At 62.0% G+C, this 19,217-nt stretch carries 17 protein-coding genes; 8 read left to right on the top strand and 9 right to left on the bottom strand.

The window, feature by feature from the left end; all coding sequences use genetic code 11:
* Positions 1 to 37: 37 nt before the first annotated feature.
* Both GTF44_RS14240 and GTF44_RS14235 read right to left on the bottom strand, forming a co-directional pair.
* Positions 38 to 733: a GntR family transcriptional regulator gene (locus tag GTF44_RS14240; protein ID WP_171562033.1), complete on the bottom strand. Its 696-nt coding sequence runs from the start codon at positions 731 to 733 to the stop codon at positions 38 to 40.
* Positions 730 to 2,091: a formimidoylglutamate deiminase gene (locus GTF44_RS14235; RefSeq protein WP_171562035.1), complete on the bottom strand. Its 1,362-nt coding sequence runs from the start codon at positions 2,089 to 2,091 to the stop codon at positions 730 to 732. Before GTF44_RS14235 ends, GTF44_RS14240 begins: the two co-directional genes overlap by 4 nt.
* Before the next feature lie 79 nt (positions 2,092 to 2,170).
* Here GTF44_RS14235 and hutI point away from each other — a divergent pair, with 79 nt between their 5' ends.
* From hutI to hutU, 4 genes are read left to right on the top strand one after another with little or no spacing between them, the layout of a single operon-like run.
* Positions 2,171 to 3,364: an imidazolonepropionase gene (gene hutI / locus GTF44_RS14230; protein ID WP_171562037.1), complete on the top strand. Its 1,194-nt coding sequence runs from the start codon at positions 2,171 to 2,173 to the stop codon at positions 3,362 to 3,364.
* A complete protein-coding gene (gene hutH / locus GTF44_RS14225) occupies positions 3,355 to 4,878 on the top strand; it encodes a histidine ammonia-lyase (RefSeq protein WP_171562039.1) in 1,524 nt (507 codons plus the stop codon). Before hutI ends, hutH begins: the two co-directional genes overlap by 10 nt.
* Positions 4,875 to 5,675: an N-formylglutamate deformylase gene (hutG, locus tag GTF44_RS14220; protein WP_171562041.1), complete on the top strand. Its 801-nt coding sequence runs from the start codon at positions 4,875 to 4,877 to the stop codon at positions 5,673 to 5,675. The genes hutH and hutG overlap by 4 nt, the downstream gene beginning before the upstream one ends.
* Positions 5,672 to 7,342, top strand: a complete 1,671-nt coding sequence (gene hutU, locus GTF44_RS14215) for a urocanate hydratase (protein ID WP_171562043.1) — start codon at positions 5,672 to 5,674, stop codon at positions 7,340 to 7,342. The genes hutG and hutU overlap by 4 nt, the downstream gene beginning before the upstream one ends.
* Here hutU and iolG read toward each other — a convergent pair.
* The 6 genes from iolG to iolD are packed head-to-tail and all read right to left on the bottom strand — an operon-like array spanning position 7,339 to position 13,715.
* Positions 7,339 to 8,334: an inositol 2-dehydrogenase gene (gene iolG, locus GTF44_RS14210; RefSeq protein WP_171562045.1), complete on the bottom strand. Its 996-nt coding sequence runs from the start codon at positions 8,332 to 8,334 to the stop codon at positions 7,339 to 7,341. The two genes, hutU and iolG, sit on opposite strands and share 4 nt — an antisense overlap.
* 4 nt (positions 8,335 to 8,338) lie before the next feature.
* Positions 8,339 to 9,178 carry a class II fructose-bisphosphate aldolase gene (locus GTF44_RS14205; protein WP_171562046.1) on the bottom strand — a complete coding sequence of 280 codons (840 nt, stop codon included), beginning with the start codon at positions 9,176 to 9,178 and terminating at the stop codon, positions 8,339 to 8,341.
* Complete coding sequence (locus tag GTF44_RS14200; protein WP_171562047.1) at positions 9,175 to 10,017, bottom strand: 5-deoxy-glucuronate isomerase; 843 nt, start codon at positions 10,015 to 10,017, stop codon at positions 9,175 to 9,177. The genes GTF44_RS14205 and GTF44_RS14200 overlap by 4 nt, the downstream gene beginning before the upstream one ends.
* 14 nt (positions 10,018 to 10,031) lie before the next feature.
* The gene (iolC, locus tag GTF44_RS14195; protein ID WP_171562048.1) at positions 10,032 to 11,000 is read right to left on the bottom strand and encodes a 5-dehydro-2-deoxygluconokinase; all 969 of its coding nucleotides are present in this window, start codon (positions 10,998 to 11,000) and stop codon (positions 10,032 to 10,034) included.
* Positions 11,000 to 11,839: a phytanoyl-CoA dioxygenase family protein gene (locus GTF44_RS14190; protein ID WP_171562049.1), complete on the bottom strand. Its 840-nt coding sequence runs from the start codon at positions 11,837 to 11,839 to the stop codon at positions 11,000 to 11,002. Before GTF44_RS14190 ends, iolC begins: the two co-directional genes overlap by 1 nt.
* A gap of 4 nt (positions 11,840 to 11,843) precedes the next feature.
* Complete coding sequence (gene iolD / locus GTF44_RS14185; protein ID WP_171562050.1) at positions 11,844 to 13,715, bottom strand: 3D-(3,5/4)-trihydroxycyclohexane-1,2-dione acylhydrolase (decyclizing); 1,872 nt, start codon at positions 13,713 to 13,715, stop codon at positions 11,844 to 11,846.
* A gap of 128 nt (positions 13,716 to 13,843) precedes the next feature.
* Here iolD and GTF44_RS14180 point away from each other — a divergent pair, with 128 nt between their 5' ends.
* The 3 genes from GTF44_RS14180 to GTF44_RS14170 are packed head-to-tail and all read left to right on the top strand — an operon-like array spanning position 13,844 to position 17,036.
* Complete coding sequence (locus tag GTF44_RS14180) at positions 13,844 to 14,959, top strand: Gfo/Idh/MocA family protein (RefSeq protein WP_171562051.1); 1,116 nt, start codon at positions 13,844 to 13,846, stop codon at positions 14,957 to 14,959.
* A 12-nt stretch (positions 14,960 to 14,971) separates the two neighbouring features.
* The gene (locus GTF44_RS14175) at positions 14,972 to 15,862 is read left to right on the top strand and encodes a sugar phosphate isomerase/epimerase (RefSeq protein ID WP_171562052.1); all 891 of its coding nucleotides are present in this window, start codon (positions 14,972 to 14,974) and stop codon (positions 15,860 to 15,862) included.
* Between the two features lie 16 nt (positions 15,863 to 15,878).
* Positions 15,879 to 17,036: a Gfo/Idh/MocA family protein gene (locus GTF44_RS14170; protein WP_171562054.1), complete on the top strand. Its 1,158-nt coding sequence runs from the start codon at positions 15,879 to 15,881 to the stop codon at positions 17,034 to 17,036.
* 8 nt (positions 17,037 to 17,044) lie between these two features.
* Here the strand turns inward: GTF44_RS14170 and GTF44_RS14165 are convergent, their stop codons facing one another.
* The gene (locus GTF44_RS14165; protein ID WP_171562056.1) at positions 17,045 to 18,043 is read right to left on the bottom strand and encodes a LacI family DNA-binding transcriptional regulator; all 999 of its coding nucleotides are present in this window, start codon (positions 18,041 to 18,043) and stop codon (positions 17,045 to 17,047) included.
* Positions 18,044 to 18,233: 190 nt separating this feature from the next.
* Between GTF44_RS14165 and GTF44_RS14160 the strand changes: the two genes are divergently transcribed.
* Positions 18,234 to 19,184 (top strand): sugar ABC transporter substrate-binding protein, encoded by a 951-nt coding sequence (locus GTF44_RS14160; RefSeq protein WP_145216795.1) that lies wholly within the window; start codon positions 18,234 to 18,236, stop codon positions 19,182 to 19,184.
* Positions 19,185 to 19,217: the final 33 nt, after the last annotated feature.

The raw sequence follows: 19,217 nt of genomic DNA, 5'->3' as shown, positions 1-19,217 counted from the left end.
AAGCCGGGACCTGGCGGCGAAACCCTATGTGGTGCGCTCAAATCCGGGTGGTCATCCGATATCCTGGGCGAAAGCTTTGGCGCACGAAGGTGATCAACTGCCCGTCATGCCAGGTCTTCCGCTCAGCCCGAAACAGGGCATCCACTCGGTTGCAGCCAAAGAGGGCCGCCTCCTCCACCGTGCAGGCCTTAGCAAAGAAACTGATCTCGCCATCGGAAATCGGCGCATTTTGAACCAGCCATTCATTGGCGCTGATCTGCGCGAAATCCACCTCTGCCGCGGCGGGGATCGCGGCGAGATTGATCCAGCGGTCCTCGTGGGCAAAGCTCGCCCCATCGGAGAGATGTAGGGCGCAAAGATGCAGCACCTCTTTTGATATGCCCTCGGACGGGAGAAGCCCCACCGGCGGCATCTTCATCTCGCGCGTCAGAAGCCGATAGCCATAACGGGCCCCCGTCGCCTCGATCTCCTGCCGCAAAACCGGAATACGGAACCGCGCATGGCGCACCGGCAAAGGGGCCACGCGTGTTCCCGCCCGCCGTCGACGCTCCAACAGGCCATCGTCGGCCAGCGCTTGCAGCGCCCGGTTCACTGTCGCCCTGGCGCAGCCCAGTTCCTCGGCCAGATCGCTTTCATTCGGGATCGCGTCGCCCGGCGCCCATTCGCGGGTTTGAATCCGCCGCCGAACCTCGTCCTGCACCTGTTGCCAGCCGGTCCCGCGCGCCTGCTTCATATCCGCCCTCTCAGATCAATCATCGCGGCGCGATATGCAGCTGTAATTCGGTCATGTCCAATATGCCGTCCACTTTGCACCAAATGGCGACCGGCGGCCCAGACATCCGTAACCATCCGATCGTCCCCTGCGAAGATGTACGTGTCGAGCGTATCGTCGCCCCGCCTGCCGTCGAGGTCTACCGCCGTGCCATCCAAAGCCATCAGATCGGCCCAAAGCCCGGGCTGAATGGCCCCGCTCGCCCGCCCCGCAGCTTGAGCGCCGCCTTGGGTCACCGCATCGAATAGGACCCGGCCCGTGGAGCGCTCAGGCGTCGCAAGCGTGGCCCGGCTCTGGTCGCGCAGGCGTTGCGAATACTCCAGGCTCCGCAGTTCTTCAGAAAGCGAGATGCGGATATTGCTGTCCGATCCAATACCGAACGCCCCGCCTGCCGCCTGCCAGCGCACCCCATCAAAAATGCCATCGCCAAGTGAGGCTTCGGTGATTGGGCAAAGGCCTGCCACCGCCCCGGTTTTGGCCAAGGCCTCGGTCTCATGGGGCCGCATTTGCGTGCAATGGATCAAACACCAGCTTGAGTCGACCGCAACATTGCCGATCAGCCACTCGACCGGTCGAGCGCCGAGATGCGCCTGAACTTCCGCCACCTCCGCGATTTGCTCGGCCAGATGCATATGAACTGGCCCCTCTGTCAGCTCGGCGATATCGGCAAGAGTGCCCGGCGCCACCGCGCGCAAGGAATGCGGCGCAACACCAAGCGCGGTGTCCGCAGGCAATGCGTGTAATGCCCGCCCCGCATGATCCTGCAGCTTTGCGTAAGTGTCCGGCGTGGTGCCAAACCGAACCTGCCCCGGGCCAAGCGGCCGCCCATCGCAACCGCCAAACTGATACTGCACCGGCAGAAGTGTCAGCCCGATTCCGCTTTGCCCCGCCGCCGCGGCGATCCGTTCGGACATCTCGGCGATATTGGCATAAGCGGCCCCGCCGGGTTGATGGTGGAGATAGTGGAACTCCACATTGGTGGCATATCCCGCCTCCAGCATCTCCATCTGCACAAACGCCGCAATCGCCTCCACATGATCCGGGGTCACCTGGTCCAGAAAGCGGAACATCAACTGCCGCCAGGTCCAGAAACTGTCGCCGGACTGGACACCGCGCCGTTCCGTCATCCCCGCCATGGCCCGTTGAAACGCGTGAGAATGAAGATTTGCCGGCGCGGGGAGCAACGTAGTTAGACGCTGACCGCCCGGATCGGCACCTGTCGTCACAGTAGCGATCCGCCCGTCTGCGCCAATCTCAACAGCCACGTTTTCGGCCCAGCCCTCGGGCAAAAGCGCCTGTTCCGCCCAGATCCGTCTCATCCCGATCCTCATCTTGACCGATTTAATATGTATATACATATTATCGCAACCACGTCTCTTCGCAAGTGAGTCGCCCTTGATGATCCTGACCGATTGCACCTTGGCCACGATGACCCCCGGCACGCCTTATGGGCTCATTGAGGATGGGTCCATGGTGATCTCGGACGGCATGATCACCTGGGCCGGGCCGCAGCAAGAGATGCCCCCTCAATCGGGTGAACACCGGAGCCTTGGCGGCAAGTTGGTAACGCCCGCCTTGATCGATTGCCACACCCATATCATCCATGGCGGCCATCGCGCGGGAGAGTTCGAGCTGCGTTTGAATGGCGCGAGCTATGAAGACATCGCCAAGGCGGGCGGCGGCATCATGTCCACAGTCCACGCCACGCGCGCGGCGTCCGAGGCGGCGCTTTTGGAGGCCGCCCTGCCCCGCGTGGACGCGCTGATCGCCGAAGGCATCACAACGCTGGAGGTCAAATCCGGCTATGGGTTGGACCGTGACACCGAGTTGCGCAAGTTGCGCACCGCCCGCGCCCTTGAGATCGCCCGACCGCTGCGTGTAATCACCAGCTTTCTCGGCGCTCATGCGGTGCCGGAGGCGTATGCCAGGCGCGCTGATGCATATCTTGAGGAGGTCTGTCTTCCCACGCTTCGCACGGCCGCCGCCGAAGGCTTGGTCGATGCGGTGGATGGGTTTTGCGAGGGGATCGCCTTCACGCCAGACCAAATCGCCCAGGTCTTTGACGAAGCCCAGGCGCTTGGCCTGCCGGTAAAGCTTCATGCCGAGCAGTTGTCCCACTTCGGCGGCGCAGCACTTGCGGCCCAATATGGCGCGCTCTCGGCCGATCACGTCGAATATGCAACGCCGGAAGACGCGGCCGCCATGGCGAAAGCCGGGACAGCGGCGGTATTGCTGCCCGGCGCGTTTTACACATTGCGCGAGACGAAAATCCCGCCAATTGCCGCTTTCCGCGAACACGGCGTCGCGATGGCCTTGGCAACCGACAACAACCCGGGCTCGTCACCTCTAACCTCCCTTTTGCTAGCGATGAACATGGGCTGCACGCTCTTCCGGCTGACACCGGCGGAGGCCTTGGCAGGCGTCACACGCCACGCCGCGCAGGCCTTGGGCCTCACCGATTGTGGGCAGATCGCGCCAGGACTGCGCGCCGATCTGGCGATTTGGGATGTCGAGCACCCCGCCGAACTGTCTTACCGCATCGGGTTCAACCCGCTCTCGGAGCGGATATTCGGAGGGGCAACATGCGTGTGACTTTGACACCAGGTGCGACCTCCTTGGCTCAGTTGGAACGCCTTTGGCGAGACGGTGCCGCAGTCGAGATTGATCGGAGCGCTCGACCTGCGGTCGAGGCCGCCGCCGCCATCGTCGCGGAGGCCGCCGCGGGCGATGCGCCGATCTATGGTGTGAACACCGGCTTCGGAAAGCTGGCCAGCGTGAAGGTCGCGCCAGATCAAACCACAACGCTGCAACACAATCTGGTCCTCTCCCATTGCTGCGGCGTCGGCGACGTGTTGGACACGGGCACCATCCGGCTGATGATGATCTTGAAACTGCTCAGCCTCGGGCGCGGTGCGTCTGGCGTTCGTTGGCAGATCATCGAGATGATTGAGGCGATGTTGGCCGCCGATCTGACGCCTGTGATCCCTGCGCAGGGCTCTGTTGGGGCCTCGGGTGATCTTGCCCCGCTGGCACATCTGGCCGCCACGATGATCGGTGAGGGCGACGCGCTTTATCGGCGCGACCGCATGGCAAGCGGTGCGGCGCTCCGCCTGGCAGGGCTTCAACCACTCGTCTTGGGCCCGAAGGAAGGGCTGGCCCTGATCAACGGTACGCAGTTCTCGACCGCCTGCGCGCTCGCCGGGCTTTGGCGGGCGGAAAGGTGCTTGCAAGGTGCGCTCATCGCCTCCGCCCTCTCCACCGACGCCATTATGGGCTCGACCGCCCCATTGCAGCCCGCGCTTCACGCGCTGCGCGGTCAACCGGGGCAGATTGCCGTCGCCCGCGCGATACGCGACTTGATGACCGGCTCGGAGATTCGGGAAAGCCATCGCGATGGCGACACACGGGTCCAAGACCCCTATTGCATCCGATGCCAGCCACAGGTGACGGGTGCCGCCGCCGACCTCTTGGCCCAAGCTGGCCGGACATTGGAAATCGAAGCCAATGCCGTAACCGACAACCCTTTGGTGCTGGTTGAAGAAGGATTGATTGTCTCCGGCGGCAACTTCCATGCCGAACCCGTGGCCTTCGCCGCGGACCAGATCGCCATCGCGCTCTCGGAAATCGGGGCGATCGCCCAACGCCGCGTGGCACTGATGGTTGATCCGACGCTCAGCTATGATCTGCCGCCTTTCCTCACGCCTGAGCCAGGGTTGAATTCCGGCCTGATGATCGCCGAGGTCACCACGGCCGCTTTGATGAGTGAAAACAAGCATCTGGCCACGCCATGTTCCACTGACTCCACACCGACCTCCGCCAATCAGGAGGATCATGTCAGCATGGCGGCCCATGCGGCGCGGCGGCTGCTTCGGATGGCGGATAATCTTGACGTGATCCTGGGCGTAGAGCTGATCTGCGCCGCACAAGGGGTAGAGTTCCGCGCGCCGCTCAAGACCAGCCCAAGCTTGCAAGCCGCCATTGCCGTGATCCGCGCGGCAGTTCCAAGCTTGGCCGAGGACCGCTACCTCGCGCCGGACATAACCGCGGCAGCGGCGCTGATCCGGGATGGGGCGCTGATCGAGCCAATCGGGCTGACCTTCCCATGACCATCGTGACTGTCAGCCAGGGGGACAGCCCGGTCATTTTGGGCCTGCCCCATGCCGGAACCGATGTTCCGCCCAAGATCTGGGCCAAGCTCAATGACACCGGGCGCGCTCTGGCCGATACCGATTGGCATGTGGATCGGCTGTATGACGGCCTTCTGCCCGGCGCGACGACGGTTCGCGCCAATGTCCATCGCTATGTCATCGATGCCAATCGCGACCCCTCGGGCGCGAGCCTCTATCCGGGGCAGAACACGACCACGCTGGTGCCGTTGACCGATTTCGATGGGCGACCGATCTGGACCGAGCCACCGAATGACGCCGACATCGCCGACCGACAGGAGCGTTTTCACGCGCCTTACCATGCGGCGCTCACCGCCGAGATGGCCCGGGTGCGCGACCTGCACGGCGTGGCGATCTTGTATGATTGCCACTCGATCCGATCTCCGATCCCATTTCTATTCGAGGGCACGCTGCCGGATCTCAACATCGGCACGAATGGCGGTATGACATGTGCGCCAGAGATCGAAACCGCCACTGACGAAATCTGCCAAAGGGCCGATGGCTATAGCACAGTTCTGAATGGCCGCTTTAAAGGCGGCTGGACCACGCGCCATTACGGGCGGCCGAGCGAGGGCTACCACGCGATCCAGATGGAACTGGCACAATCCACCTATCTGAGTACCGAGGCCCCGCCTTGGGCCTTTGACCGCGCCAAAGCCGCCGTGCTCCGCCCGGTTCTCTCCAATATCCTGCATGCGCTGGCTCGGCTGGCCCCAACTCTGCGAGGCTCTCCATGACCAATCCCCGCCACAACACCCGTGACGTCTTCCCCCCAACCGGCCCGGACATCACCACGAAATCCTGGCTGACGGAGGCCCCGATGCGGATGCTGATGAACAATCTGCATCCGGACGTGGCCGAAAACCCGCATGAGTTGGTGGTCTATGGCGGCATTGGCCGTGCCGCGCGCACCTGGGAGGATTTTGACCGGATTGTCGCCGGGCTGACCGACTTGGAAGAGGATGAAACGCTTCTGGTGCAGTCGGGCAAACCGGTGGGCATCTTCCGCACCCAAAAGGATGCGCCGCGTGTGCTGATCGCCAATTCCAACTTGGTGCCGCATTGGGCGACTTGGGACCATTTCAACGAGCTGGATAAGCGCGGCCTCGCGATGTACGGCCAGATGACCGCCGGATCGTGGATCTATATCGGCACCCAAGGCATCGTGCAGGGCACCTATGAGACCTTCGCCGAGGCCGGGCGACAACATTATGACGGCGATCTCAAGGGCCGCTGGCTTCTGACCGCCGGCCTGGGCGGCATGGGGGGCGCGCAACCGCTGGCTGCCGTTATGGCGGGCGCCAGTTGCCTCGCCGTGGAATGCGACGAAACCCGGGCCGATTTCCGCCTGCGCACCCGCTATGTCGATGAAAAGACGCATGATCTCGACGAAGCGCTCGCGATGATCGCGCGCTGGATCAAGGCCGGCGAAGCGAAATCCGTGGCCTTGATCGGCAATGCAGCCGATGTCTTCCCCGAGCTTTACCGGCGCGGCGTCCGGCCCGATATGGTGACCGACCAGACCAGCGCCCATGACCCGATCCATGGCTATCTGCCGCAAGGCTGGAGCGTGGCTGAGTGGCGCGAGAAACAGGAGAGTGATCCAAAAGCGGTCGAGGCCGCCGCGCGGGCCAGCATGAAAACCCATGTGGCCGCGATGGTGGATTTCTGGAACGCCGACGTGCCGACCTTGGATTACGGCAACAACATTCGCCAAGTGGCGCTGGAGGAAGGCCTGGAAAACGCCTTCGCTTTCCCAGGTTTCGTGCCCGCCTACATCCGCCCGCTGTTTTGTAAGGGCATTGGCCCGTTCCGCTGGTGCGCCCTGTCGGGCGATCCGGAGGATATCTACAAAACCGATGCCAAGATGAAAGAGCTCTTCCCTGAGAATGCCCATCTGCACAACTGGCTCGACATGGCGCAGGAGCGGATTGCGTTCCAAGGCCTCCCCGCGCGGATCTGCTGGATCGGCCTCGGAGACCGCCACCGCGCCGGGCTCGCGTTTAACGAAATGGTGCGGACGGGCGAACTGTCCGCGCCGGTGGTGATCGGGCGCGACCATCTGGACAGCGGCTCGGTGGCCAGCCCGAACCGGGAGACCGAGGCGATGAAAGATGGCTCCGACGCGGTCAGCGATTGGCCGCTTCTAAACGCGCTTCTCAACACCGCCAGCGGTGCGACTTGGGTCAGTCTGCACCACGGCGGCGGCGTCGGCATGGGCTTCTCACAGCATTCCGGCATGGTCGTGGTCTGCGACGGCACCGAGGATGCCGACCGGCGGTTGGAACGCGTGCTTTGGAACGATCCGGCCACCGGCGTGATGCGCCACGCCGATGCCGGCTATGAAATCGCCCGGGATTGCGCCACAGAACACGGGCTACGCCTGCCGGGTATTCTCGGCTAGGTCAGATCCACCTCGACCAGCCGCGCTTCGCGAAGCGCCAGATCCGCCGCATCGGCCAGGGCTTGGGCGCGGAGGCCATCGTGAATGCTGGGCGCCGGTGCCTTGCCATCCAGCACGGCGCCGACAAACTCCGCCAGTTCCAACACATATGCCTGCGCATATCGTTCGAGGAAGAAATGCTGCGTTGGGGCGCGACGGAACCCGGCTTCGGTGGCCAATTCCACGGTGCTTTCCAACTGGTTTTCGGCTTTGAGCAGACCTTTCGCGCCATGCACTTCGATCCGCTGATCATAGCCATATGTCGCCCGGCGCGAGTTGGAAATCTGGCAAATCCGCCCCGAGGCCGTGGTTAGGATCGCTGCGGCGGTATCCACATCGCCTGCGGCCCCAATTGCCGGGTCGACCAGCGCCGCGCCGACCGCCTGTACCCGCACCGGCTCTTCACCAAGCAAAAACCGCGCCATGTCGAAATCATGGATCATCATATCGCGGAACAGCCCGCCGGAGCTTTCGATGTAAGAGATCGGCGGCGGAGATGGGTCGCGCGAGAGGATCGTCACAATCTCGACCTCACCAATCTCGCCTTCCCGCAAACGCCGCTGCAACCCGGCGAAATTCGGATCGAACCGACGGTTGAAGCCCGACATAAAGGCGACCCCTGCAGCCTCGACCGCGTCTATGCAGGCGCGGATGCGGGCCACATCCATATCGATCGGCTTCTCGCAGAAAACCGCCTTCCGATTGGCGGCAGCCGCCTGGATCAAGTCGAAATGGGTATCTGTCGGCGTGCCGATTACCACGGCATCGATATCGCCCGCGCCCAGAATATCCTCCGCCGCCCGGGCTTCCGCCCCACTCGCGGACGCAAGCGCATCCGCTGCTGCGGGCATCGCATCGGCCACGGCGACCAACTCTGCATTGGGCACTTGGCCAATCGATTGGGCATGTACCTGGCCGATCCGGCCGCAACCCAGAATTCCCAATCTCAACATCGCTCTACCCTCGCCCGCTGGCCCCGACGGCCCGGATCGCCACGCGCGCGGCATCCATCACCGGATCATGTGTCTCTTTCAAAATCTGCACCCGATCAAACCGATCTGGATCTGCAGTGACCGCTTGGCGCAGCGCGGCACCAAAGGCCATGCGCAATTCCGTCCCGATATTGAATTTGCAGATGCTGGAACCGGCGGCCAGCGCCTCACGCTGCGCCAAAGGCACGCCTGATCCGCCATGGATCACCAAGGGCACCTCCGTCAGCGCCTCAATCGCCCGGATGCGGGGCTCGTCCAAACCGCCTTCCCGATCTTGTTGCAAATGCACATTGCCGACCGAGATCGCCATGGCGTCGACCCCCGTTTCGCGGGCAAACTGCGCCGCCTCGCTTGGGTCGGTGCCTGCTGACATCTCGCCTCCGGAATAACCGACAAAGCCGATCTCGCCCTCGCAAGATACGCCTGCCGCATGCGCCATTTCGGCAATCGCGGCGGTCTCGGCAATATTCTCAGTCAGGGTCTTCCGAGACCCATCAAACATGACAGAAGAGAACCCAGACTCGATCGCCTCTCGGCACTCTTCGAGCGTGTATCCATGGTCCAGATGCGCCACGACGGGGACGTCAACACTGTCCGCCAAATACCTGAACATCTTTCCCAAAACCGGCAGCGGGGTATGCTCCCGGCAGCTTGGCCCGGCCTGCAAAATCACCGGTGCCCGCTCAGCTTCCGCCGCCGCCACATAGGCGCGCATATCTTCCCAGCCCAGACAGACCAAGCCAGCCACCGCATAGCCGCCCTTGAGCGCGGGTTGCACAACCTCCGACAGGGTCACAAGCGTCATTTGAACTTGGCCACCATATCCATGATGCCGGGAATGGTATGAAGCTGCGCCTCATGGGTCGGCTGAAAATATTGCTTCAAGCTGCGCTGGCTCAGCCCACCCAGAATGGTGAAATAATACATCTCATAGCCGGGTAGCACGGCGCAGGGGTGATACCCCTTATCGATCAGAATCGTGGACCCATCGACGATGTGGTACGCATCGCCCGGCTCATTATCGACACGCTGCAACATCTGCATGCCCGACCCGTAATTCGGTTTGAACCGGAAATTATAGGTCTCGTCATGGCGCGTCTCATCAGGCAGACGGTCGGTGTCATGTTTGTGGCTCGGGAAGCCGGACCAGCCACCCTGCCCCACGGTATAAAGCTCGGAGACCAAAAGCCGCCCCACCCGGTCGTGATACCCCGCGCCCAGGATGTGTTTGATTTTGCGATGGGTTTTGGTGTCGTCAGAGCCGTATTGGACCAAATCCAGCTCCGCCTCGCGCACGGCGAAGGGCTTCAGAACCTCATCGTATTTCGCACCGGCAATGAACACCTCAGCGGCCTCTGTTTGGCAGGTGATCCGCGTGCCCTCACCGGTCGGAACATAAACGCCCTCCGGCTCGCCATCCCAGACATCCACTGTGCGATTGCCGATATGGCGATAAGTCTCGCCCGCCACCTCAACCGTCACCGTCCCAGTCGCGGGAACCACGCAAGTCTCATAGCCCGGCACCGCATAATCGAAATGCTCCCCGGCCTTGAGCTTCACAATGTTGAAATAGTTCAGCGGCACCAGATCATGATCCACATCGACGATGGGTCTGTTCTGATTGTCAAAGGGCGGGATATGCATGTTTCTGGGTCCTTTCAGGCCGCTGTCGGCCCGGCATGGGAGGCGAGGAATGCCTCCAATTCTTCGGTGGTGGGCATGGCGGGCGCGCAACCGACGCGCGAGACGACAATCGCGGCGGAGGCCGAGCCGCGCAGCACGGCGTCTTCCACATCGCGCCCGGCGGCCAGCGCGGCGATAAACCCGCCCATGAAACTGTCCCCCGCGCCGGTGGGTTTCAGCGCATTGGCCGGGTAGATCCCGGTGCGGAATTCACGCTCGGGCGTGATTGTGACCGCGCCCTTTTCGCCCATTTTGTAAACGACAATCTGCGCGCCGTCGGCCACAAGCGACCGGGCCTTTTCGAGCCCTTTATCGTAATCCCCCGCCATGAAGCCGAACTCCACGTCATTGCCGATAATCACGTCGCACATGGCCCCGGCGCGGGAATAGACATCCGCCGCCACCTCCGCCGAGGGCCACGAATACGGCCGATAATCAATGTCGAAAATCAGTGGGAGCCCGGCGGCTTTGGCCAGATCGAAGGCGTGAAATGTCGCGCTGCGAGAGGGCTCTGCGGCAAACACGGTTCCGGTGGTGATCAGCGCCGAATAGGCTGCATAATCAACCGCGTCGACGTCGCTCGTCGTCATCTCGAAATCGGCAGCGCCGTTGCGGTAGATGACCGATTGGTGGTCCTCGATCCGGGTTTCGACCACGGCCAGAGAGGTGCGCGCCTCGCCTCCCACCGGGCGCACATGGGCATGATCAATCCCATATTTCTCCAACTCATTGACCGCGAAGCGACCAATCGCGTCGTCGGACACCCGCGTGACTAGCGCCGCCTTGCCGCCTTGTTTGGTGATGGCCACCCCAATATTCGCCGACGACCCGCCAAGACAGGACACAAAGCGCGCGGCCTCTTCGGTTTTGGTGCCTGGCGGGTCGGGATAGAAATCCATCCCCGCGCGACCGATGATCACAAAGCTATTACCGGAAAGGTCCATCACACCCGCCCCTCGGTATTACCCGCCTTGGCCGCGTCCAGCACTTCGGGATAGGGGTAATTGAGCCCAAGAAGCTGCCGCAGATCTGGGCTGGCCGCCGCCACAAACTCTGCGGGCAAGGCTGCGGGCATGTCTTCCATCGGCTTCACCCATTTGGGCAGGTATTGGGTCAGAACCGCGGAGCGATCATGATCGGCGGTGTTTGGCATCGCGCAATGCCAGACCGCTCCATAGAAAATCACCACATCGCCCGGGTCGCCCAGCATCCGCTCGCAGCGATCAAAGAACCCGTCCGCCTCGGCCGGATAGCGCAGCTCCCGCTGACTGCCCGGCAGATAGGCGGTTGCACCGCTTTCCTCTGTGAACGGGTCGAGGAGGATCGACACCTGCGCGTTCATCGGAAAGCTGGCATTCAGGCCAATGGGATGCGTCTCCGGCGTATGAAAATCCCAATATGGGTAATCCACATGCGGCTCCTGCCCCGGCCCGCCCGGCAAGATCCGGTTTGCGGCGATGGAGCCCATGATGAATTCGCTGCCCAGAAACTGGCGTAACACGGCCATCAGCACCGGATGCGCCGCCATCTGCGAAAACACCTCGCCCTTGGCCAGAAGGTTCCAGACGCGCCGCTGCAAGTTCAATTGGCCGCTTTCCTCCGCAGCCCCTTGGAAATGCGTAACTTTCTGCGTGTCGACTTCGGATTCCGCCATAATGATCGCGCGGGCTTCGGTAATCTGCGCGTCGGAGAACAGCCCGGTAATCCGCACCGCGCCATCACCATGGAGCAACTCCGCCACAATCGTGGCCGGATCAGCGGTCTCTGCGGTGACACTCAACATGGGCTTAGATCCCTTTGCGCTGTTTGGGCCGGTTCGATTCCCAATCTTCATGGGCCGCCCGCACCTTGGCGCTGTCTGATACTTCCGGCGTACCCACTTCCCACCACGCATGGCCCTCCGTGGTCCAGCCGTCATAGGCATCGACCTTCATGACGATGACGAAGGTCTTCTCTGCCGCCTTGGCACGTTTGAAGGCCTCCGCCAACTCGGCAGGATTGGCGACCGTTTCGGCATGGGCGCCCATCGCTGCCGCATGGGCTTCGAAATCCACCGCGAATGGCTCGGGCACCGTTGGGCAATCGGCAATCAGGTTGTTGAAACTCTCGTTGCCGGTGTTGTTCTGCAACTTGTTGATCACCGCGAAGCCGCCGTTGTCGAGGACGAGGATGATCAATTTTTTCCCTGTCAGAACCGAAGAATAGATGTCGGAGTTCATTAGGAGATAAGAGCCGTCACCGGTGAAAACGATGGTGTCTTGCTCAGGCTCCGCCTTCGATTGGGCAATCCGCGCGCCCCACCCGCCTGCGATCTCATAACCCATGCAAGAAAAACCGAATTCCACATCGACCGTCCCGATATCCAGGGTGCGCCAATTGGCGGTCACCTCGGCAGGCAACCCACCTGCCGCCGCCACAATACGGTCGCGCGGATCGCAGAGATCGTTCACTACGCCTATCGCTTGGGCGTAAGAGTTGGGCCGGTTTCCAGGTGTGACATTCTCCGCCACATAGGCATCCCATTTGGCCCGCTCTGCGCGGGCGCTGGCGGTCCAGTTTTCGGGCGCGGTATAGCCGTGCATCGCTACGCCAAGCGTCAGAAGCCCGAGTTTTGCGTCCCCGACCATCGGCAAGGACATATGCTTGCCCGCGTCATGCCGCCCGACATTCAGCGACACCAGTTTCGCGTCATGGGCAAAGGCGGTCCAGGATCCCGTCGTGAAGTCCTGCATCCGGCACCCGACCGAGAGGATCACATCCGCCTGCTCGGCAATCGTATTGGCGCTGTCGGAGCCCGTCACGCCAATCGGGCCGATGTTCAGATCATGGGTGGCCAGCATATTCGCCCGCCCCGCGATGCTTTCGACCACCGGGATCTGATGCGTCTCGGCAAACGCGGTCAGTTCCGCCACCGCGCCGGAATACTGCACCCCGCCGCCTGCGATGATCATCGGACGTTTGGCGGCCTTCAATACCGCCGCGGCCTCCGCCACCTCACCGGCATCGGGCGCAACGCGGCGAATACGGTGTGTTCTTTCGGCAAAGAAATCCTCGGGGTAGTCATAGGCCCAGCCTTGCACATCCTGCGGCAGCCCAAGGAAGGCCGGGCCGCAATCGGCGGGATCCAGCATCATGGCAAGAGCCGCCGGCAACGACTGGATGATCTGCGCCGGATGGGTGATCCGATCCCAATACCGGCTGACCGCTTTGAACGCATCATTCACCCCAAGCGTCGGGTTGCCAAAATGCTCCAACTGCTGCAGCACCGGGTCTGGCAAACGGGTGATAAACGTATCGCCGCAGAGCATCAGCATCGGCAAACGGTTGGCATGGGCCAGCGCCGCCGCGGTCAACAAGTTCGCCGTGCCCGGCCCGGCGCTTGCGGTGCAAAACATGAACCGCCGCCGCAGGTGATACTTCGCATAGGCCGCCGCCGCGAACCCCATGCTCTGCTCATTCTGCCCCCGGTAAAGCGGCAGAATATCCTGCACCCCATAGAGCGCCTCCCCCAGGCATGGCACGTTGCCATGGCCGAAAATGCCGAAACCACCGCCACAGATCCGGGTCTTCACCCCATCAATCTCGATGAACTGTGCTGACAAATACCGCACAATAGCCTGAGCCATGGTCAAACGGACCGTTTTGGGGCTGGCGCTCATCTCTCCTCCCGGGTGTCATCATAGGGGTCCGACGAGCGGCCCTGTCTTTTGGCCATTGCGTCGCGTCGAATCTGAAGATACTAGTTTTGCAACCGGTTGCAAACCGTATTTCAAAAAAGGCATGGCCCATGACGGAAATTGGGATCGGAATTGTCGGCGGCGGCTATATGGGCAAGGCCCATGCTGTGGCGATGGCCTCTGTCGGGGCGGTCTTCAACACCGCCCTTCGGCCCCGGCTGGAGATGGTCTGCGCGACCTCGCAGGAAAGCGCCGAAAGGTACCGACAGGCCTATGGTTTTGCCCGGGCCACCGATAATTGGCCGGTCTTGGTCAACGATCCAACGGTTGAGGCCATCGTGATCGCCGCGCCGCAATCCATGCATCGGCAGATCGCGGAAGCTGCATTTGCTCTGGGCAAACCGGTGCTTTGCGAAAAACCTCTGGGCGCCTCTCTTGATGATAGCCGCGCCATGGTGGCCGCTGCCGAAGCTGCGGGTATCACCAATATGGTGGGCTTCAACTATGTCCGCACGCCCGCCACGCAATTCGCCCGGCAACTGATCGCCGAGGGCGCGCTTGGCGATCTGACCTGGTTCCGTGGCGAGCATACCGAAGATTTCCTGGCCGACCCCGATCTGCCAGCCAATTGGCGCACCTCTGGGATGGCGAACGGCACGATGGGCGATCTGGCCCCGCATATGATCAACGCCGCGCTGGCTCTGATCGGCCCGATTGCCGAGGTCATGGGCGAGGTCGAAACGGTGCATAAGACGCGGCGCGGTGCGGGCGGCCCTGCAGAAGTGACCAATGATGACCATGCGCAGCTCATGTGCCGGTTTGAAAGTGGCGTCATGGGGCACATGTATTTCAGCCGCATCGCGACAGGGCGGAAGATGGGCTATGCTTATGAAATCACGGGCACAAAAGGCGCGATCCGCTTCGATCAAGAGGACCAGAATGCGCTCTGGCTCTATCGCGCCGAAGGCCCTGAGGCCACACGCGGCTTCACCAAGATTCTGACTGGCCCGGCCCATCCCGACTATCTGCCGTTCTGTCAGGGTCCGGGCCATGGCACCGGCTATCAAGACCAGATCATCATCGAGGCGAAGGATTTCTTGACCGCCATTGAGACCGGCCAACCGGTCTGGCCAACATTCCGCGACGGGATGGAGGTCAACCGCATCGTGACCGCCGCCATTGCCTCTTCCGAGGCGAGACGCTGGCTCCCTCTCTCCTCTGTCTGAAAAGGTACGGACATGACGATACGCATTGGCAATGCGCCCTGTTCCTGGGGTGTGGAATTCGCGGATGACCCGCGCAACCCTACCTGGCAATCGGTTCTGAAAGACTGCGCCGCCGCGGGCTATAAAGGCATCGAACTGGGCCCGGTGGGTTTCATGCCCGAGGACCCCGCGATTTTGGCCGAGGCGCTGGCCGAACATGATCTTGAGTTGATCGGCGGCGTGGTGTTCCGGGCGTTCCATGATCCCGACGCTTGGGAGGATGTGATGGATGGCGCGGTGCGCACCTGCAAAGCACTCACTGCGCATGGCGCGGAACATCTGGTGCTAATCGACTCGATCTCGCCACGCCGCGCGCCCACAGCGGGTCGGGCTGACGAGGCCGAGCAGATGGGCACCGCCGAATGGGCCGCTTATCGCGACCGCATCGCCACCATCGCGAAAATGGGGACCGAAGACTATGGTTTGACAGTTGGCATCCATGCTCATGCGGCAGGCTTCATGGATTTCGAGCCGGAACTGGAGCGCCTCCTGGATGAAGTGGATGAGAGCATTCTGAGAATCTGCTTCGACACCGGGCATCATTCTTATGCCGGCTTTGATCCCGTGGCCTTTATGAAACGCCACATGGATCGGATTTCCTATATGCATTTCAAAGATATAGACCCGGTTGTGAAAGCCGACGTTATCGCCAAGCGCACTGGGTTTTACGACGCCTGCGGCCAAGGCATTTTCTGCAATCTGGGCCAGGGTGATGTGGATTTCCCTGCCGTCCGGCAAGTTCTGCTCGACGCCGGGTTTGAGGGCTGGTGCACGGTGGAGCAGGATTGCGACCCGCTGCTCGACCCCGATCCGATTGGCGATGCGCGCGCCAATCGGGAATACCTCTCCTCCATCGGCTTTTGATCAAAGGATACCGACCATGGCAAAACTCACCTGGGGCATGATCGGCGGCGGCGAAGGCAGCCAAATCGGACCTGCGCATCGCTTGGGCGCGGGGCTGGATGGCGAGTTCGCGTTCACGGCAGGCGCTTTGGACCATCGGCCCGATGCTGGCCGCGCTTATGGGCAAACGCTTGAGCTGGCCGCGGATCGGTCTTACGGCGATTGGCGCGAGATGCTGGCGGGCGAAATGGCACGGCCCGATCCGGTCGATCTGGTGACGGTCGCGACGCCAAACGCGACCCATTTCGAGATCACCAAAGCCTTCTTGGAGGGCGGTTTCCACGTCCTCTGCGAAAAACCGATGACGATGACGGTCGAGGAAGGCGAAGAGATTGTGCGCCTCTCTCAATCGACCGGCAAAATCTGCGCGGTGAATTACGGGTATTCTGGCTATTCCCTCGTGCGCCATATGAAAGCGATGATTGCGCGCGGCGATCTGGGCAAGATCCGCCTGGTCGTCGCCGAGTTCGCTCATGGCCATCACGCGGATGCCGCTGATGCCGACAACCCCCGCGTTCGTTGGCGCTATGATCCGGCGCAGGCCGGGGTCTCGGCTCAGTTTGCCGATTGCGGTATCCATGCGATGCATATGGCCAGCTTCGTCACCGGCCAAGAGGTCGACCGGCTCAGTGCTGACACGGTGTCAGCCATTGAAAGCCGTGTGTTGGAAGACGACGCGATGGTGAATTTCCGCATGTCCGGCGGTGCGGTTGGGCGGCTCTGGACCTCCTCGGTTGCGATAGGGCGGCAGCACGGACTCGGCATCCAAGTCTTCGGCGAAACTGGCGGGCTGAGATGGTCGCAGGAACAGCCGAACCAGCTTTACTATATGCCACTGGGCGAGCGTCTTCAGATCATCGAACGCGGCGAAGCGGGCTTGAGCCCCGAGGCTGATCGCACAACCCGCGTCACCATTGGCCATGCGGAAGGGATGCCTTTGGCATTTGCCAATATCTACAAAGACTTGGCGGAAGCCATTCGTGCGGAAAAAGAAGGGCGGCCGATGGACCCGGCCGCAGATCTTTATCCGCGCGCCGCCGACGGATTGCGCTCCATGGCCGCGGTCTTCGCAGTGGCCGAAAGCGGCAAGGCAGAGGGTGCATGGGTCGATGCGCGCCCGCCCATGTTTCGGTAGCAAAGCCGTTAGGTCAGGGGCCGCAGCGTCCCGCGCTCAACGATCTCGCACGGGAACAGCCGCGCCTCCGGTGTGCGATCGGGCTTGTCCACGGTCGCCACCACCAGATCAATCGAGGAATTGATGATCTCGGGGATCGGCTGCCGGATGGTGGTGAGATCGATATTCTCCCACCGCGCCATCTCCATATCGTTCAATCCGATTAGCCCGACATCGCCCGGAACCGACAGGCCAGCATCCTCAACGGCGCTCAACGCCCCAATCGACAAAACATCGTCGCCGCAGAAGTAAGCCTGCGCCGGGTCAGTCATCAGCTGTTTCGTCATCTCCACACGGCCCGCATCGAAGGAATAGTCCGACGCGAAACTGTGGCTCACCTCAATTTCGGGATGCGCGCGCATCACATCCATGAACCCGGCAAATCGGTCTTGGGTCGACGTGGCGCGCTCCGGCCCGCCCAGAAACGCGACGCGGGTATAGCCGCGATCGACCAGGGTTCGCCCTGCCATCCGCCCGCATTCCTGGTTGTCGATGCCCACCACATGCACCTCTGGCGTGCTCGACCGGCGGCCAAAGGAATGCACCACCGGCACGCCAGCGTCGCGGAACGCCTTGGAAAAGCTAGGCGGTAGTGTTGAGGACGCGACGATCACCCCATCCACCGAATACTGCCGCAGCATCCGGACCGAATTGGCCGGGTCGATCTCATCGCTCAGATTGACCAAGAGCGGCCTCAAACCCCGCTCTTGCAACCCCCGCGTGAAGAGATCGAAGACTTCCAAGAAAATCGGATTGTGGAAGTTGTTGGAGACCAGCCCGATCAGCTTGGTCCGCCCGGTCGTCAAACTGGAGGCGAGCGCATTGGGGCTGTAGCCCAACTCGTCAGCGGCCTTTTCCACCTTCCGGCGCGTCTTCTCCGAGACGGACGCCCCTTCTGTAAAGGTGCGCGAGACCGCAGAGCGGGACACACCGGCGCGTTCAGCAACATCTTTGAGGGTGACAGCCATCCTTGATCGCGATCCGTTTGCAATGCGGTTCCGCGCCTCATTTCAGGCGAAACCTGCAAAATCAACATGGCTTAGGTCAAAGATTTTTGCAACCGGTTGCAAATTGACTCGATTCGTGGTTACGATTTGCCCAAGGCGGAGAGAGACCGCAAAACCCGTGTCCGCCGGCGGGATAAATTGGGAGGAAATCATGAAATCATTTTTGAAAACCGTCGCGCTGACCGCTTTGGTCGCCGCCGCGCCGGTCTTGGTGGCCGGTCAGGCCGCCGCTGAGGGCGAACGCTATGTGTTGGTCAGCCACGCCCCCGATAGCGACAGCTGGTGGAATACGATCCGCAACGCTCTGGCGCTGGCGGGCGATCAAATGGGTGTCGAGGTTGAGTATCGCAACCCAACCAGTGGCGACATTGCCGATATGGCGCGGATCATTGAACAGGCCACCGCCTCCGGCCCCGACGGGATCATCACCACGCTTGCCGATTTCGACGTGCTGCGCGAGCCGATCCAGGCTGCCGTGGATGCGGGCATTGACGTGATCATCATGAACTCCGGCACTCCGGAGCAGGCCGCGGAAGTCGGCGCGCTAATGTATGTCGGTCAGCCGGAATATGACGCGGGCCTGGCCGCAGGTCAGCGCGCGGCGCGTGACGGCGTCACCTCGTTCCTCTGCGTGAACCATGTGATCTCGAACCCGGTTGTGGCCGAGCGTTGCCAGGGCTTTGCCGATGGTTTGGGCGTCGATCTGGGCGACTCGATGATCGACAGCGGCACCGACCCGTCGGAGATCCAGAACCGGGTTCTGGCCTATCTGAACAGCAACCCGGACACCGACGCCATCCTGACCCTCGGGCCGACCTCGGCCGACCCGACCATCCTGGCGCTGGAATCCAACGGTATGGCCGGGGACATCTATTTCGGCACCTTCGATCTGGGCGACAACATCGTTCAAGGCATTCGTGATGGCGTCATCGAGTGGGGCATCGATCAGCAGCCCTTCTTGCAGGCTTATCTGCCGGTTGTCGTGCTGACCAACTACCACCGCTATGGCGTGCTGCCGGGCAATAACATCAACTCGGGCCCCGGTTTCATCACCGCTGATGGGCTGGAATTGGTCGAAGAATACGCCGGCGAGTTCCGCTGAGCGCTAGTTAAGACCGGGCGCGGCGGCCAGTCA

It is taken from the genome of Roseobacter sp. HKCCD6576-2 (assembly GCF_013179285.1).
Taxonomy (GTDB): domain Bacteria; phylum Pseudomonadota; class Alphaproteobacteria; order Rhodobacterales; family Rhodobacteraceae; genus Rhodophyticola; species Rhodophyticola oceani.
This window is presented reverse-complemented; position numbering and strand designations above follow the sequence as displayed.

What these genes read in the sequence shown, in the direction of transcription:
- GTF44_RS14240 (WP_171562033.1), bottom strand. Translation starts at nt 733, where the DNA reads ATGAAGCAGGCGCGCGGGACCGGCTGGCAACAGGTGCAGGACGAGGTT.
- GTF44_RS14235 (WP_171562035.1), bottom strand. Translation starts at nt 2,091, where the DNA reads ATGAGACGGATCTGGGCGGAACAGGCGCTTTTGCCCGAGGGCTGGGCC.
- hutI (WP_171562037.1), top strand. Translation starts at nt 2,171, where the DNA reads ATGATCCTGACCGATTGCACCTTGGCCACGATGACCCCCGGCACGCCT.
- hutH (WP_171562039.1), top strand. Translation starts at nt 3,355, where the DNA reads ATGCGTGTGACTTTGACACCAGGTGCGACCTCCTTGGCTCAGTTGGAA.
- hutG (WP_171562041.1), top strand. Translation starts at nt 4,875, where the DNA reads ATGACCATCGTGACTGTCAGCCAGGGGGACAGCCCGGTCATTTTGGGC.
- hutU (WP_171562043.1), top strand. Translation starts at nt 5,672, where the DNA reads ATGACCAATCCCCGCCACAACACCCGTGACGTCTTCCCCCCAACCGGC.
- iolG (WP_171562045.1), bottom strand. Translation starts at nt 8,334, where the DNA reads ATGTTGAGATTGGGAATTCTGGGTTGCGGCCGGATCGGCCAGGTACAT.
- GTF44_RS14205 (WP_171562046.1), bottom strand. Translation starts at nt 9,178, where the DNA reads ATGACGCTTGTGACCCTGTCGGAGGTTGTGCAACCCGCGCTCAAGGGC.
- GTF44_RS14200 (WP_171562047.1), bottom strand. Translation starts at nt 10,017, where the DNA reads ATGCATATCCCGCCCTTTGACAATCAGAACAGACCCATCGTCGATGTG.
- iolC (WP_171562048.1), bottom strand. Translation starts at nt 11,000, where the DNA reads ATGGACCTTTCCGGTAATAGCTTTGTGATCATCGGTCGCGCGGGGATG.
- GTF44_RS14190 (WP_171562049.1), bottom strand. Translation starts at nt 11,839, where the DNA reads ATGTTGAGTGTCACCGCAGAGACCGCTGATCCGGCCACGATTGTGGCG.
- iolD (WP_171562050.1), bottom strand. Translation starts at nt 13,715, where the DNA reads ATGAGCGCCAGCCCCAAAACGGTCCGTTTGACCATGGCTCAGGCTATT.
- GTF44_RS14180 (WP_171562051.1), top strand. Translation starts at nt 13,844, where the DNA reads ATGACGGAAATTGGGATCGGAATTGTCGGCGGCGGCTATATGGGCAAG.
- GTF44_RS14175 (WP_171562052.1), top strand. Translation starts at nt 14,972, where the DNA reads ATGACGATACGCATTGGCAATGCGCCCTGTTCCTGGGGTGTGGAATTC.
- GTF44_RS14170 (WP_171562054.1), top strand. Translation starts at nt 15,879, where the DNA reads ATGGCAAAACTCACCTGGGGCATGATCGGCGGCGGCGAAGGCAGCCAA.
- GTF44_RS14165 (WP_171562056.1), bottom strand. Translation starts at nt 18,043, where the DNA reads ATGGCTGTCACCCTCAAAGATGTTGCTGAACGCGCCGGTGTGTCCCGC.
- GTF44_RS14160 (WP_145216795.1), top strand. Translation starts at nt 18,234, where the DNA reads ATGAAATCATTTTTGAAAACCGTCGCGCTGACCGCTTTGGTCGCCGCC.